This is a genomic window from Paenibacillus xylaniclasticus (assembly GCF_004001065.1).
GTDB lineage: Bacteria > Bacillota > Bacilli > Paenibacillales > Paenibacillaceae > Paenibacillus_T > Paenibacillus_T xylaniclasticus.
Genome location: NZ_BIML01000007.1, coordinates 209,919 through 224,053, shown reverse-complemented (window position 1 = coordinate 224,053; position 14,135 = coordinate 209,919). Strand labels below are relative to the sequence as shown.

Genomic DNA, 14,135 nt, shown 5'->3' with positions numbered 1-14,135 from the left:
ATCGTACTCCTCTCTTTAAGAAGAGATGATAAGCCCTCGTGGCTCCATACTATTCCCCTGTGTAATTTTTATAAAAATCTAATCCCCTTACCAGCTTCGTTTCCGCAAGGTCGACGTCGCCGGATTTAATCATATCCAAAATTTCGGTATGAGAATCAGGTATGGAGTAGCCTTGATGATCCTGGTTCGTAATCGTAATAAAGCGCATAATTTTCGATTTGATGCTGTTCCAGATGTCGTACAACAGCGCATTCCCGCTCCGCAAATAAAAATAGCCATGAAAGAGCATATCCATCTCGACCAGCCGGTACGGGTCCTCCTTGTCAATCGCTTCCCGCATGCCGTCAATAATGCTTTCAAGGTAAGCGATATCCTTCTCTTCCAGCACCCTCATCGTTGCACGCAGCGCATGTCCTTCTACCATCTGGCGGAGCTCGTAAATATCTCGTATTTCCTGAGCCGTAATCTCGGAAACAGCTGAGCCTTTATTCATTTTGCCAACGATGAGACCTTCCTGCTTCAGCCTCTCCAGCGCTTCTCGGACAGGCGCTTGGCTGACGCTAAATTGCTTGGCAATATCTAGAACAATCATGCGGTGTCCGGGCAGCAGTTCACCCTTCATAATCTGCCTCTTTAAGGTGATATAAACATGCTCGCTAAGCGAGATCGGACTATTCGCTGAAGGGGCTGTTTCGATGGACACGGTCTCTCACCACCTTAACAATTGGAAAATTTTATGGATTATCGATAATCGATAATTTGATGCTAGCCGCTTCCAACAGGAATGTCAAGCTGAAAATTACGCTTTTGTTTTCAATCGTTTCTACCGCAAAAAATCAAACAAAATGATAATTTTACAGCGTCGCATTTCATTTCGAGCGCTCGGTAAGATGGTCATGTAACAGGAAACTATCTCCTCTATACACGGTATAAGAAAGACTCCTTTCAAATTTCGACGCAATCCGCTTCATGTCGAATAGTGGCATTTTTGAAGAAACCTCGTTTATAACGACCCTGTTTGATGTAAGCACCATTCCAACCCTATTATTTACGTACAGGAGCAATGCCCATGACTCCAGATGACAGCTATGAAAGCACGTTATCTTACGTCAACACCTGCTCTAAGCCTTCGGAGCTTCGCATTACCGACATCCGGTGTGTCGATATTGTTGGCGCTCCTATGCACTGCACGTTAATTAAAGTGTTCACGAACCAAGGCATCATTGGGTTTGGCGAAGTGCGCGATGGCGCTGACAAACGGTTTGCCCTCCAGCTCAAAAGCAGGCTGCTGGGCGAAAATCCGTGTAATATCGACAAGCTGTTCCGCAGAATTAAGCAATTCGGCGGACATTCCCGACAAGGCGGCGGCGTAAGCGGCATCGAGATTGCTCTATGGGACATTGCCGGCAAAGCTTACGGCATGCCGGTCTACCAAATGCTGGGTGGAAAATTCCGCGACCGTATCCGCATGTATTGCGACACAGCCGTCGACGGCAAAGATACGGGAACGGCAATGGGCTTAGCGCTGCAGCGAAGGATGGAGCTAGGCTTCACCTTCCTCAAGATGGATCTCGGCATTAATCAACTCGTTCACGAGCCTGGAACGCTAAGCGCTCCGCTCGGCTTTTTGGAAGAAATGAAAAAGCTATCCGAAGCCCGTTATTCCCGCAAGCAGTCGACCCTCACGGAGCAAGAGCTGCGGGACATACGTAACCGCCACTACGATCTGTATAACATCGCACATCCGTTCACGGGCATCCGTATTACCGACAAAGGTCTCGATATGCTGGAGCAGTATGTCGCCGACGTACGCGCCGTCATCGGCTATGAGGTCCCGCTCGCCGTCGACCATTTCGGCCATATCGGATTACAGGATTGTATCAAGCTGGGTCGCCGTATCGACAAATATAATCTTGCCTGGATGGAGGACATGATTCCGTGGCAGTATACGAGCCAATATGCCCGGCTCGCAAGCAGTGTGACGACTCCAATCTGTACCGGAGAAGATATTTACTTGAAGGTGAATTTCAAGCCGCTGCTCGAATCCGGAGGAGTGTCCGTCATTCATCCTGACGTGCTGACGACCGGAGGCATTCTGGAAACGAAGAAAATTGGCGACATGGCCCAGGAATACGGCGTCGCAATGGCCATCCACATGGCGGAAAGCCCGATTGCCTGTCTTGCCGCGGTGCATGCTGCAGCAGCTACAGAGAACTTTCTCGTGCTCGAATACCATTCCGTTGATGTCGAATGGTGGGACGATCTAATCATCAGCAAGCTGCCGAAACCTCTTGTCCAGAACGGCTTTATCCAAGTGCCTGATGCGCCGGGACTTGGCATCGAGGCGCTGAATGATGAGGTCATCGCGCAGCATGTGCATCCAGAAATTCCCGGACTATGGCTCCCTACCGAAGAATGGAACAGCTGCTGGTCCAACGACCGGCTTTGGAGTTGAGCCGTCATATTAAGAAAAACGAGGTGTCAGGTATGAAATTTAACCATGCCGAGGATACGATTCAACTGTCACCGCTGTGGCAAGGCGAGCGTTTCCCGGACGGCCGGCCCAAGGTACCGTCAAGCGTACTCGCCCGATTAAGCCGGATTACGCTGGAGGAAGCATGGGGACCGCTTTGGTCGCGAGGGTATCTCTATCAATTCGAGGGCGATCTCAAAATCATTCATCCGAACAAAGTGATGGTCGGCCGTGCCGTAACGGCTGTTATGGTGCCTAAGCGTCCGGATTTGCATGACACGCTGCTGCGTTACGGACATGAGCAAGAGGGACGCCAAGGCTTTTTTAACCAATGGGTTATCGATTCGCTGCAGGAAGAGGATGTCGTCGTCATCGACATGTTCGACAAGATTTATCAAGGCACTTACGTGGGCGGCAACCTGTCTACTGCAATTGCGGCTCGTACGAAGACCGGTGGGGCTGTCATTTGGGGCGGCATTCGAGATATTCAACAGATTACCCAGATCGAGGATATTAATGTTTACTATCGGGGCAGCGATCCGACGGCGATCGCCGACGTTACGATGGTCGGCATGAACGTTCCAGTCCGCATCGGCCGAGCGGTCTGCCTTCCAGGCGACGTCGTACTCGGTACACCGGCAGGCGTTATTTTTATCCCGGCCCACTTGGCAGAGCTGACGGCCACCCACGCGGAGAAATCCCAAATACGCGACTTGTTCGGCTTTACCCGTCTTAGCAGCAGCACCTATACAACTGCACAAATCGATGCCCCCTGGACGATAGAGATGTGGCATGACTTCCTGCAATGGTTCGCAACCGACCCTGCCGCCATCCCTTATCAGCATTTGACATGGGAGCAAGAGCTGGAGGAGGCTCGCAGCAATGAAAGCTGCGGCCCTTCCGGCAGCGTACGATTGTAAGGTGGAAACTGGTATAGTTGCCAGTCTATTATTCAAATGATATAAAGAACATAGATGTTATATATTGGATTATAGAAGGAGCTGCAGCGATGGATAAAGCGTTATTAGGCCGCACTGGATTAGAAGTTACGAAACTGAGCTACGGCGCCATGGAAATTCGGGGGCCGCGCGTATGGAGCGGAAGACCAATCGAGGACGCCGAGGCAGGACGCATTTTGAATGCGGTGCTGGATGCTGGGATTAATCTCATCGACACCTCTTACGATTATGGCCGCAGCGAGGAGCTGATCGGCCGCTTTATCAGCCACCGTCGGGACGAATTTATTCTGGCGACCAAATGCGGCTGCTGCGTTACCGACTGCGGTGACCATGACGAGACATCCCATATTTGGACACGAGATAATTTGCTTCATAATATCGATACAAGCCTGAAACGGATGAAAACGGACTATGTCGATGTGCTGCAGCTGCATGGTCCAACGCCTCAGCAAGCAGAAGAGGGCGAGCTAGTTGACGTGCTTAAAGAAATTCAAGCAAGCGGCAAAGCCCGTTACATTGGCGTATCCTCCTATCTCCCGAACCTTCCTCCTTTCGTGGATTGGGGAACGTTCGATACGTTCCAGCTGCCTTACTCCGCCCTAGAGCGCGAGCACGAGGAATGGATTACGAAAGCCGCGAGTACCGGAGCCGGTATAATCGTGCGCGGAGGCGTTGGCCAAGGCGAGCCAGGCATCGGACGCGGTTCAGAGGAGCGCTGGAGCGCCTGGGAGCAAGCGAAGCTGGATGATCTATTGGAGCATGGCGAGCAGCGGACCGGGTTTCTACTACGCTTCACCTTGTCCCACCCTTTCATGACGACGACAATCGTCGGCACCAAAAATCCCATTCACTTGGCGGAAAATATCCGTTACGCCGAGCGGGGGCAGCTTCCACAAGACGTATACGAGGAAGCGAAGAAGCGTCTGGACGCAATCGGCCGTTCGGCGCTTTCCATCTAATGCGGCGGCTGTGATGAAATCGGCGCCACTGCCAAAAAGCGTGAGACTACTTCGGCAAGAGCTGTCTCACGCTTTTCAAATTTCTACGCTGTTATAATATGACTCGATCAGTCTCCACCTTCATGCCACAATTCCAGCGGCAAGCCGACAAGCGATTTACCTACCCATTCCCGAGCGATATTGTTAGATGGTCCCATTGCGATTCCAGCGCGCGCATCGCGGAACAGTCTTTCGAATATTCCTTTCTTGTAGCCGTAACCGCCTGTGACATCGAGTGCTGCCTTCGTCGCTTTATTCGCAACCTCAGCGGCATGAATTTTGAATTCGACAAGCGGCATCAGCAGCTCCACCTGCGGACGTCCTTGCGCCTGCAAATCGTCCAGCTGCTTCGCCAGCGAAATTTGCCACGGCTTCAAGCTTTCGATCAGCACCTTCACCTCTGCAAGCTGCTGACGAATGATTTGATAATCTGCAAGCCGCTTGTTGAAATCCCGGTGAATCATATTTTTCACATATTGGACCGCCGCTTCGAGCGCCGCCTCTGCAACACCAAGCCATGTGGACCCTAGCCCGATCAAATAAACCGGCGACACGCCGCTCTCCAAAATTTCGCGGCCCTGCCCCTCGGTGCCGAGCTTATCCTTCGGCGCAACTCGAACGTTCTCATACGTAATCGGACCGCTATGATTGCCGCGCACACCAAGAGCATCCCATCTGCCAGGTGTAATGCCCGGAAGCTTCGAATCGACAATAAAAAAGCTGACGTCGGTCGGTGTCTGCGCCCCCGGTGAGCGCGTCTGGAACACGTAGAAATCCGCTTGCCCGGCGCTCGTCGTGAACGATTTTTCCGCATTCAGCAAGTAGTCCTCGCCATCACGCGAGGCCTCACTGAAGTTAAACCACCAGTGTCCGCCCGAAGCTTTCTCGCTAGTGGAATAGGTACCGATCAGCCCGGCGCGCACCGGCTTCAGCCAACGCTCCTTCTGATCCTCGTTGCCGTACAGAACGATCGTCTGAACGGCGCCGACGTGCATCACGTAGACAAGTGATGTCGATGGGCAGCCTTTGCCTACCTCTTCTGCAGCAATGGCGAACGCGACATGATCCAAGCCGCGGCCTCCGAAGCGCTCCGGGATGAGCACGCCGTTCCACCCGGTTTCGGCTAACACCTCTAAATTTTCTCTAGGAAACTTCCCTTCCCGATCTATAACCTCCGCCCGCGGCTTAATGTTATTGTCTACGATTTGGCGGATTTCAGCTCTTAGACTTTCATAGTCCAGCGTGGTGTTCACTTGGTTCACTTGTATACTCATCGATCTATCACTCCTTATACAATTAATTTGCTTATCATCCAATATGAACAAAGCGAATTAGGTTGCCGACGTGCCGAGCAGTCTCGCTTCTTTCTCTCTCACAAGCGGAATGACTTTCTCTCCGAATGCTTTAATGTCCTCATCATAATGAAGGAAGCCCGTCAGAATGAGGTCAACGCCTATTTTCTTCAGCTCGATGATTCGGTCCGCTACCTGCTCCGCTGTTCCAATCAATCCAGTCTTAAAGCCGTCATTGTACTGCACCAGATCGTCGAAATTCGAATTCGCCCACATGCCCTCCTGCTCCGGAGACGCTTTGCCAGCAAATTGTACTTGGCTGCGGAAGCCTTCGACCGCTTCCGGATCGGCATATGCGATAATGTCCCGAAGCACCTGACGCGCTTCCTCCTCCGTATCACGAACGATAACAAAAGCGTTGACACCGAAATTCAGCTTGCGGTTCTCAGCCGCTGCCAGCTTCGATACATCCTCAATCTGGGAACGGAATCCGTCGAGCGTATTGCCGTTCATGAAATACCAGTCCGACACTCGCGCTGCCATTTCGCGTGCAGCTGCAGAGTTACCTCCTTGGAACACCGGCGGAATAGTATGCGGCTTCGGCTTGTGCGGCGCTCCGTTGATACGGTAGAAATCGCCTCGGAAGCTTGTCTCCTCCTCCGTCCAAAGCTGCTTCAGCACTCGGATAAATTCCTCCGACCGCCGGTAACGCTCGTTATGGTCGAGCCACGGCTCACCCAGCCCGTGAAACTCGCCTTTGAACCAGCCGCTGACGATATTGATCGCCGCACGGCCATGACTGATTTGATCGAGCGTCGTAATGGCCTTCGCAATCGTTCCCGGATGCCACAATCCAGGCAGCACAGCCGCGATCAGCTTCAGCTTAGAAGTCACCGCCGCGAGCGCAGCTGCAAGCGTAATCGCCTCCAGTTGGTTCTCAGCGCCGTAACTTGCAATAAACCGCGTTTGGAGAAGAGCATAATCAAATCCGGCCTCCTCCGCCTGCTTGGCATAACGTGCGTTATCCTCGAATGACCAGCCGGTTTTTTGCGGAATTTTGGAAATAACCAAGCCGCCACTGACATTCGGTACCCAGTAAGCAAACTTTAACGTCACTGTGTTCACCTCTCCATGAGTTCAAGTTGTATATAGATAAGGGCAATGCCCTTGTCTATATAAAAGAAAAAACACCTGAACCTCTTGCTCGTTTCAGGTGCCTTTAGTTGACTAATCGGCAAATGATAAATTTCCAGCGCCTACTTCATTGGAGCATTTTCCAATTGAATTACTCGGCTTAATGTATATAATAGCAATTTGCCGTAATCTAGCAACAATCATTTTTTTCGAAAATGATGGTTAACAAACAAGACTTGGGAATTTGAGGTCGATTTAAGAAATAATCTACATTTTAACTGAAATTGAGGGGAGATGTAGAACCGTTGATAACGCTGGATTTTTGGAGAAATTCATCGGATGACTGCAATTTAGCTGTGTTGGATAACCAACAATTCTCCATTTATTGTTGAAGAAATGGATGTAAAAATTCGAAGGACAATCAAGGAACGTTAGTGCCGGATAGCTTGTTTCAGTATACAATGATAGTTATCACCTACAGAAATGAGAGGAAGACATCATGACCATTCAAATGCTGTATTACGAGACCCTGACAGAGCCCAACGGGTTAGAAGGTGTCTGGAGCTTACTCTGTCGTTATGACACCGACTTTATACCACCGCTTTCATCCCGTGAGAATACGTATCAAACGAATCTATCCGCACTGCCGTCCCAGAAGCAACAGCCGAAGCAATATTTTGAAACGTTAAAGGAGCAATCTTTCATACTGGCGTTAGATGGAGAAGTCGTTGTTGGATTCGTATCGTTCCGGCCACATTATCTCTCACAGGATATTGATGACGGGCTCCCAACATTATATGTGACGACGATTATTGTGGAAGAAACCTATCGTGGACAAGGAATCACGACACGCTTTTATGCGGAGCTAGCGAAAATTGCAAACCATTATAATCAGCCAATCATGACGCGAACCTGGTCTACGAATGATAAGCATATTCGAGTATTACATAAGATTGGGATGGAGGAAATCAAACGAATTCAGAATGGCCGAGGCCTTGGTCTGGATACGGTTTATTATCGACAACGTATGACGGAGGAATCGGCACGCTCATGAACAGCAAACGCTCCCTGTGGAATAAGCTGCAAGCTTACAAGCTTCACAACAATGTTTATGCAGTGTTAATGCTTGGGATAAGCGTAGTTGGTTGTTTTGTGATCTACGTATCCCCATTGCAGGAGATCCGTTTAGTGCCGGAGCTGTCGCTGGCCATCGCGACATCACTGCTAGCATCGATCTTCTCTATTATCGCTGACATTTATGTGAAATATAAAAGTCATGAGAACGATATGCTGCTGGAAGGCATCCACGAGTTCGGCATTAGCGATCTTCATTTCAACAAGAAGCAGCTGCTGGAGCAGCTGTTAAATTCGTGTGACAAGGAAGTCTGGATGTCCGGTTACCGGTTAATTATGACAAGCAACATCACCGCGAGCTTGCCGCGGCCTATTCATCAAGGGGCAAAAATAAAAATATTAATATCCCCTCCCTGGCTGGAAGGCTTCAAATTAGTTTATGGAGAAAATGATCGTGTCATCGACAATTACTGTAAAGTGTTCAACGCCATCTCGAAAGCGTGTATAGAAGCAGAGCTGTCGATCGAACAGGTTTGCGAGGTACGATTTACGAAGAAGCCGTTGTTCAGCGACACGTATAAGGTAGATTCCCATATTGTCACAGGGCCGTTCATGCATAATCGCGATGAAGACAATCATCGAATTACGGCTAACGACTTCTTCACCTACAACTTAATCAAACAAAGCCGATTGTATGAACTCGTTGAGAAGGAGTACTTAACGCTCTGGGAGGAGGCGGACTGCATTCTCGAATGGGATCGTTATCTGCCTGCCGCCGAGCAAATTCGGATAAACGATCTACGAGAAAGAGAAAAAATGGAGCTGCTTGCAAATAGCTGCAGTCCGCTGACCGAGCCGGAAGATTCGATCGACTAGAACCTCGAATAGATTCCCATTAATCTCGCTGCAGTCCGTCTCCAGCTGAAACGATTCAAGGCGTCCACTCTGGCACGCCTTGATAAGAGTCGGCGTAGCTTCGAATTTAGCGCGAGCTTGACGATTGGGGCAGCAAATGCAGAGGGCACATGGTATCTTTCAACAAGCAGACCATTTCTTCCATGCTGGACGATTTCAGGGATGCCGCCGTTCCTGGAAGCAATAACAGGCAGACCGCTTGCCATCGCTTCTACGTTGACCAATCCGAACGCTTCATGCTTTTGAGAGGGACATACGAAGCAGTCACCTGTTCGATAGAATGCCGGCATCCTCTTGCGAGATAAATTGCCCGTAAAAGTTACAGGGATGTTCAAAGCGTGTGCCATCCGCTTCAAATAAGCTGTATAGGCTGTCTTCCTTGTACCTCCAGCTACCGACAAGCTAATGAAGGGAGCAGACCTTCGGGCTATTCGAACCGCTTTAAGCAGCGTAGGCACTCCCTTTCTAGGTATAAGCCGCCCTGCAAAGAGGACGCGAAACCGATTAGAATTCGGCTTTATTCCAGGCCGAAATTTGTCCGTATCCACACCAAGATGGACGAATTTTATTTTATTGCTGTGAGCGGGAAAACGATTCTTCAAAGACTTTTGAAGCGATTTACTGTTACCAATTATTATGTCGACATGCTTCAAATCCTCCTTCGCGGTCTTAGTTGTCGTCATAGGGCTGGATACAAAAGTTAAGGAATGTAAGAAGATCGAGATCGGTGTATTCGGGAATGCTTGTCGAACGGCACGGGCGAATCGGGGGCGGTTATCTATTTGTATGAGATCATACGACCTTCCCTTTACCGCACGAAGCGCATTTGCTAAATAAACCCGCTTCGAGCCGCCGGGAACACGGAGAATGGTCAAATTGTTCATGGCCGATTTATGAGGCAGATGATTCCGCAGTACACTGACGATCGTAATCTGATGCTCGTTCGAAGCATGTTTGGCAATTTGATAAATACAATTCTCAACAGATCCGCTTACTGAAGGAGGGACAGCGATTTGCTCCGGAGCTATAATTAGCAGCTTCATTTCATTCCATGCTCCCCTTCAAATAATATCAAGTGGTACTCCAAACTATTCAATTTTGAACTATTGTTGCTAGGCAACGAGAAAAAAGCATTCCTCCCGCTGAAATAAAGTCTTTCCGCAGGATGGAATGCTTCATAGCTGTCCCTTATTGCTTCTATTGCTTCGCTCGGTGCTTCGCCGTAAATACTTCAAAGAATGGCGTTGTGTCGCGGTCTGCCATCGTAGATTTGGCTCCTTTCGTCCAGCCGATCTCCTCCCGCCAGCTGCCAAGGAGACCAGAACAGACAAGCTCCGCTTCATCTGCCGCAACCCGCTGCTCCGCATGCGGGTCTACATACAAGGCATCAACCGGGCAATACGCTTCGCACATGAAGCAGGTCTGGCAATCGTCCTGACGAGCAATTACCGCCAGCTCTCCTTCCATGTCGAGCACGTTAGTCGGGCAAACCTTCACGCATAAGCCGCAGCCAATGCATCGCTCCGCACTCACCAGTTCGATCATTACGCATGCACTCCTTTCAACGCCGCTTTCAATTCGTTGGCATGCGGTACAGCCTCGGTTCCTATATGAACGTTCCGAACACCGGATACAATCAGCCGGTGAGTCTGCTCAGGGTCTAGCTGCGGATATTCGGCCAGCGTATGAAGCCCCCGTGTTTCTTGACGGGCGAGCGCCGCCGTATAGATCCATCTGGCAACAGACAGCATTCCCGCCGTCTCCCGGCTTCCGACAATTCCTTGAACCGTTGCCTCAGGCCGCCCGGACACTTCAGGCAGCAGTGCATGCAGCCGATCGAGCGACTGACGAATGACCGGTTCGCTGCGGACAAAATTTATAGGCAGCGGCAGCACTTCCCGCTGAATCGCCTGATTGATATCCTGCGATACGATTGCTTTACCGTTCTCCGCTCCGTCTTCCGTCCCGAACGTTCCAGCTGGCTTCAGCTCTCGGCTTGCAGCGTCCCGACCACTGCTCAAGGCGTAACGGGCTGCGCCTTCGCCGGCCCATGTGCCACTGCAGATAGCCCAGGATGCGTTGTAAGCCCCGCCACCAGAAACTGCTCCGGTCACCTTCTCTCTTGTAGCCGCATCGCCAGCTGCATACAGTCCTGCAACCGTCGTACTGCAATCATCACCTGTAAGCCGCAGTCCGCCCGTTCCCCTCATCGTACCTTCATAGCGCAAAGTCAATTCGAAGAGGTCTGTAAAGGCATTGATGCCGGCCCGCTCAAGCGGCATGAAGAAGATCGGGTGCGCATTGCGCAAAAAGCTTTGTTTCTCCTCGGTATCAGCAAGGTCAAGTCTGGCAAATACTTTCCCTTTCATCAATAAGTTAGGCAGACTGCCAAACGTGCGGTCTCCTGAATGCAGCTTGTTGCCATGTTCATCATACAAGCTAGCCCATGCCAGCATTCTGCCCCTTGTCACACTGCCGAACGCCGCGCTTGGTGCGTATTGGCGGCTGAATTCCATACCCGACAGCTCTGCGCCGACTTCGGCCGACATCAATAAGCCTTCACCCGTTAGGACATTGCAGCCAAGACCTTTGCTCAGAAATGCGCAGCCTCCTGTGGCGATTACTACGGCGTTCGCCTTCACTTCCCAACGTTTGCCGTTAAGCCGATTTATGCCTCTAGCGCCGCCAACGCCGTATTCGTCCTGCAATAGCTCAAGTGCCGGCGATTGGTCGAAAATTTTGACGCCAGCCTTGCGCAATGCCTTTCTCATCAATGCCATATACTGCGGCCCATGCAAATGGGTGCGAAGCGGAGTACCGTCCGCATCCTTCGGAAACGGGTAACCCCACTGCTCAACGAGCTCCAGATTATGCTCTACCTGATCCAAGACCCGATGAATCCACCGGATTTCCGGCAAGTATCCGCCAGCCTTTAATCTTGACTGTGCCGCTTCGTCCCGCAGCTTGGCAACGGGCGGTACGACCAGCAAAGTCGTGCCGCCCGGAGCAGTCGCTCCGCTAGTGCCCAAATAACCTTTATCCGCCACAATGACCTTCGCGCCCTGCTTGGCGGCGCTCCATGCTGCCCATGCTCCTGCCGGCCCGCCGCCAAGCACAAGCACATCGGCTGTTGCCGAGATCTGTTGCTCTGTCTTCATCCGCCTTTGCTCCCTTCTAGTGGTCGTGTGTGCTATCTCCTATTCTCTGAAAGGAAAAGGCACCGGACAGGAATGCCCGTAGTGCCTTGTTGAAGTCAAGCACGTCCTAGCTTTTCATACAGAAAGCTACTCGTTATTCGCTTTTAGCCAACCAGTCTTCGATTTCAAAATCATTTTTGGCCAAGCCTTCCTCAACGAGAAAATCCTTCGTCCCCTTAATCCGCGCGAGCCCTGCTTCTGTGAACGGCTCCTCTTCGTTATGGCTGATCGGGCTTACCTTCTTCGCCAGGTCGACCGTCGTCTTGTTCAAATCTGCAATGAATTGATAATATTCGTCCTCATGCTGCTTCAGATCAGCAAGTGCCTTCTTCCTTGCTTCGTTCCACACCTTTGGAAAGTCTGGGAACTTCGCTAGAAAGCTCTCGGAGACAACCGTAGCGCCTGTACCAAGCAAATCTGGATGTTGAGACGATTCGTCAATCAACGTATATCCTTCGCTCAGCAGCTTCTGCGCTGTATATCCGGTATTGCCCATCGCATCCACATCACCGCGCGCCAGCGCTGCCTGACCGTCAGGAATAAGCATGTGCACGAACTTATAGTCCGTAATGCCGGCCTCCTTCAGCAGCCCTGCAATATAGCGGTGCATGAAGGAGCCCTTTTGGATTGCGATCGTTTTACCTTTCAACTCCTCAATCGTTGTCGGACCATTAGGAGCCGAAATCAAATAACCGACTGACGAAATACTATTTTGGTTCACAAGCTTCGTCTTGGCACCGGATGCACGGGCAATAATAGCAGGTGTATCGCCAAGGCCGCCAACATCGAGCCGACCGCTGATCAGCGATTCCGTCTGGTCGGGACCGTTCGGAAACCCGGTCACCTTCACTTCGTTAATTCCATATTTTTTTAATTCCTCTTGAATAATTCCTTTATAGAGACCCCAGCCCTCTGCGCCGCCCGGCAAATTCAATTCGTTGCTTCCGATATAGCCGTAGTTCAGTACAGACGGCACGCTGCTCTTCATACCAGATGCTCCGTCGGATGCGCCTGACGATTCTTTATCGTTCGAGCCGCAGGCAGCGAGCACAGACGTCAGCGCGATAAGCAACGTCAGCACACCAAGCAGTTTAACCTTTACGTTCATTTTCTTTTTCTCGCTCTGTTGATTTGTCATTGATCATGTACCCCTCTCATAAGTTGCAAAGATGCAAAAAAAGTATTTTATTCTTAACCCTTAAAACCGTCCCGCCAGCTTAACCAACGCGCCTCCAAAGCTTTCATCCCAGAATCGATCAGCTTACCGACAACGGCAAAGATGATAATACCGGCAAAAATAACGGTCGTTTCTGAGTTCTGCTTCGCCTCGTTAATGAGAAAACCGACGCCTGACGTAGAACCGATAAGCTCCGCGACTACTAGGCCGATCCAGGATACGGCAAGCGACAGGCGCACGCCGATCAGAATATCCGGGAGAGCGGCAGGCAGTACGAGCCGCAGCAGCCGTTTCAAAGGACTGAAACCTAGTACTCTCGCTACCTCGAACAGCTTATTCTCCACATTGCGAATGCCGAGAAACGTATTGATATACAACGGAAAGAAAGAGCCGCTTACAATAATGACAATCTTCGACGTTTCTCCAAACCCAAACCACAATATGATGAGCGGCGCGATGGCCAAATGCGGTACCAGCCGCAGCACTTGAATGCTCGGATCAAGCAAATACTGCGCTTTTCGGAGTAGGCCTGTAACAAAGCCGAATAGAAGCCCTGCTGCTCCACCGATTAGAAATCCAAGCCCCGCTCGCTTGATGCTGACCAACAAATGATGGAGCAGCTGCCCCTCTGTAGCGAGCGTTATGAATGAGCTTAGAATCGCCAGCGGCGACGGCATAAACATAGGCGACAGCCACCCGGCATAAGAAGCCACCTGCCAAGCAGCTAGCAGCACGATAGGAATAATGGCTCCTGCAGCGAAATCCTTTATCAAAGCTGTGGACAATCCCGAAAGCCCCTTAGCTTTCACTTTACCTGCCGGCTTGGAGAGGATTGCACCTGTCTCGCCAGCCTCCACTGGCTCCCGCTTCACATGCGGCTGGACGACTGTTTCCAAGGAATTGCTCATTGAAGTAA

13 protein-coding genes are annotated in these 14,135 nt (G+C 50.8%); 5 read left to right on the top strand and 8 right to left on the bottom strand.

The genetic code is table 11. The features are described from left to right. Positions 1-49 precede the first annotated feature (49 nt). Positions 50-703: a GntR family transcriptional regulator gene (locus PXY01_RS11490; RefSeq protein WP_127569977.1), complete on the bottom strand. Its 654-nt coding sequence runs from the start codon at positions 701-703 to the stop codon at positions 50-52. A 366-nt stretch (positions 704-1,069) separates the two neighbouring features. Between PXY01_RS11490 and PXY01_RS11485 the strand changes: the two genes are divergently transcribed. The 3 genes from PXY01_RS11485 to PXY01_RS11475 all read left to right on the top strand — a co-directional run bounded on the left by PXY01_RS11485 (position 1,070) and on the right by PXY01_RS11475 (position 4,391). After that, entirely contained in the window at positions 1,070-2,455 is a 1,386-nt protein-coding gene (locus PXY01_RS11485; protein ID WP_127569976.1) for a mandelate racemase/muconate lactonizing enzyme family protein, read from the top strand. A 32-nt stretch (positions 2,456-2,487) separates the two neighbouring features. After that, a complete protein-coding gene (locus tag PXY01_RS11480) occupies positions 2,488-3,393 on the top strand; it encodes an RraA family protein (protein ID WP_127569975.1) in 906 nt (301 codons plus the stop codon). A gap of 89 nt (positions 3,394-3,482) precedes the next feature. Next, positions 3,483-4,391 (top strand): aldo/keto reductase, encoded by a 909-nt coding sequence (locus tag PXY01_RS11475; protein ID WP_127569974.1) that lies wholly within the window; start codon positions 3,483-3,485, stop codon positions 4,389-4,391. Positions 4,392-4,498: 107 nt separating this feature from the next. Here the strand turns inward: PXY01_RS11475 and PXY01_RS11470 are convergent, their stop codons facing one another. Further along, on the bottom strand, positions 4,499-5,704 hold the full coding sequence (locus tag PXY01_RS11470) for an acyl-CoA dehydrogenase family protein (RefSeq protein WP_127569973.1): 1,206 nt from the start codon (positions 5,702-5,704) through the stop codon (positions 4,499-4,501). Between the two features lie 57 nt (positions 5,705-5,761). Then, positions 5,762-6,838: a dimethylsulfone monooxygenase SfnG gene (gene sfnG, locus PXY01_RS11465; protein ID WP_127569972.1), complete on the bottom strand. Its 1,077-nt coding sequence runs from the start codon at positions 6,836-6,838 to the stop codon at positions 5,762-5,764. A 517-nt stretch (positions 6,839-7,355) separates the two neighbouring features. Between sfnG and PXY01_RS11460 the strand changes: the two genes are divergently transcribed. Together PXY01_RS11460 and PXY01_RS11455 are read left to right on the top strand one after the other, a co-directional pair. Further along, positions 7,356-7,910, top strand: coding sequence for a GNAT family N-acetyltransferase (locus tag PXY01_RS11460; protein WP_127569971.1), 555 nt, complete (start codon positions 7,356-7,358; stop codon positions 7,908-7,910). After that, positions 7,907-8,806 carry a hypothetical protein gene (locus tag PXY01_RS11455; RefSeq protein WP_127569970.1) on the top strand — a complete coding sequence of 300 codons (900 nt, stop codon included), beginning with the start codon at positions 7,907-7,909 and terminating at the stop codon, positions 8,804-8,806. The genes PXY01_RS11460 and PXY01_RS11455 overlap by 4 nt, the downstream gene beginning before the upstream one ends. Here PXY01_RS11455 and PXY01_RS11450 read toward each other — a convergent pair. The 5 genes from PXY01_RS11450 to PXY01_RS11430 form a co-directional block, all read right to left on the bottom strand. Next, on the bottom strand, positions 8,803-9,888 hold the full coding sequence (locus tag PXY01_RS11450; protein WP_127569969.1) for a glycosyltransferase family 4 protein: 1,086 nt from the start codon (positions 9,886-9,888) through the stop codon (positions 8,803-8,805). The genes PXY01_RS11455 and PXY01_RS11450 overlap by 4 nt on opposite strands. A gap of 154 nt (positions 9,889-10,042) precedes the next feature. Beyond that, positions 10,043-10,390, bottom strand: a complete 348-nt coding sequence (locus tag PXY01_RS11445) for a 4Fe-4S binding protein (RefSeq protein WP_127569968.1) — start codon at positions 10,388-10,390, stop codon at positions 10,043-10,045. Continuing rightward, positions 10,390-12,003 carry an FAD-dependent oxidoreductase gene (locus tag PXY01_RS11440; RefSeq protein ID WP_127569967.1) on the bottom strand — a complete coding sequence of 538 codons (1,614 nt, stop codon included), beginning with the start codon at positions 12,001-12,003 and terminating at the stop codon, positions 10,390-10,392. Before PXY01_RS11440 ends, PXY01_RS11445 begins: the two co-directional genes overlap by 1 nt. Before the next feature lie 133 nt (positions 12,004-12,136). Beyond that, the gene (locus PXY01_RS11435; protein WP_246027888.1) at positions 12,137-13,180 is read right to left on the bottom strand and encodes an ABC transporter substrate-binding protein; all 1,044 of its coding nucleotides are present in this window, start codon (positions 13,178-13,180) and stop codon (positions 12,137-12,139) included. 53 nt (positions 13,181-13,233) lie between these two features. Further along, positions 13,234-14,127, bottom strand: a complete 894-nt coding sequence (locus tag PXY01_RS11430; RefSeq protein ID WP_127569966.1) for an ABC transporter permease — start codon at positions 14,125-14,127, stop codon at positions 13,234-13,236. Positions 14,128-14,135: the final 8 nt, after the last annotated feature.

Coding starts and splice junctions, on each gene's coding strand:
- PXY01_RS11480 (WP_127569975.1), top strand. CDS start 2,488: ATGAAATTTAACCATGCCGAGGATACGATTCAACTGTCACCGCTGTGG.
- PXY01_RS11435 (WP_246027888.1), bottom strand. CDS start 13,180: ATGACAAATCAACAGAGCGAGAAAAAGAAAATGAACGTAAAGGTTAAA.
- PXY01_RS11445 (WP_127569968.1), bottom strand. CDS start 10,390: ATGATCGAACTGGTGAGTGCGGAGCGATGCATTGGCTGCGGCTTATGC.
- PXY01_RS11460 (WP_127569971.1), top strand. CDS start 7,356: ATGACCATTCAAATGCTGTATTACGAGACCCTGACAGAGCCCAACGGG.
- PXY01_RS11470 (WP_127569973.1), bottom strand. CDS start 5,704: ATGAGTATACAAGTGAACCAAGTGAACACCACGCTGGACTATGAAAGT.
- PXY01_RS11440 (WP_127569967.1), bottom strand. CDS start 12,003: ATGAAGACAGAGCAACAGATCTCGGCAACAGCCGATGTGCTTGTGCTT.
- PXY01_RS11455 (WP_127569970.1), top strand. CDS start 7,907: ATGAACAGCAAACGCTCCCTGTGGAATAAGCTGCAAGCTTACAAGCTT.
- PXY01_RS11485 (WP_127569976.1), top strand. CDS start 1,070: ATGACTCCAGATGACAGCTATGAAAGCACGTTATCTTACGTCAACACC.
- PXY01_RS11475 (WP_127569974.1), top strand. CDS start 3,483: ATGGATAAAGCGTTATTAGGCCGCACTGGATTAGAAGTTACGAAACTG.
- PXY01_RS11430 (WP_127569966.1), bottom strand. CDS start 14,127: ATGAGCAATTCCTTGGAAACAGTCGTCCAGCCGCATGTGAAGCGGGAG.
- PXY01_RS11450 (WP_127569969.1), bottom strand. CDS start 9,888: ATGAAGCTGCTAATTATAGCTCCGGAGCAAATCGCTGTCCCTCCTTCA.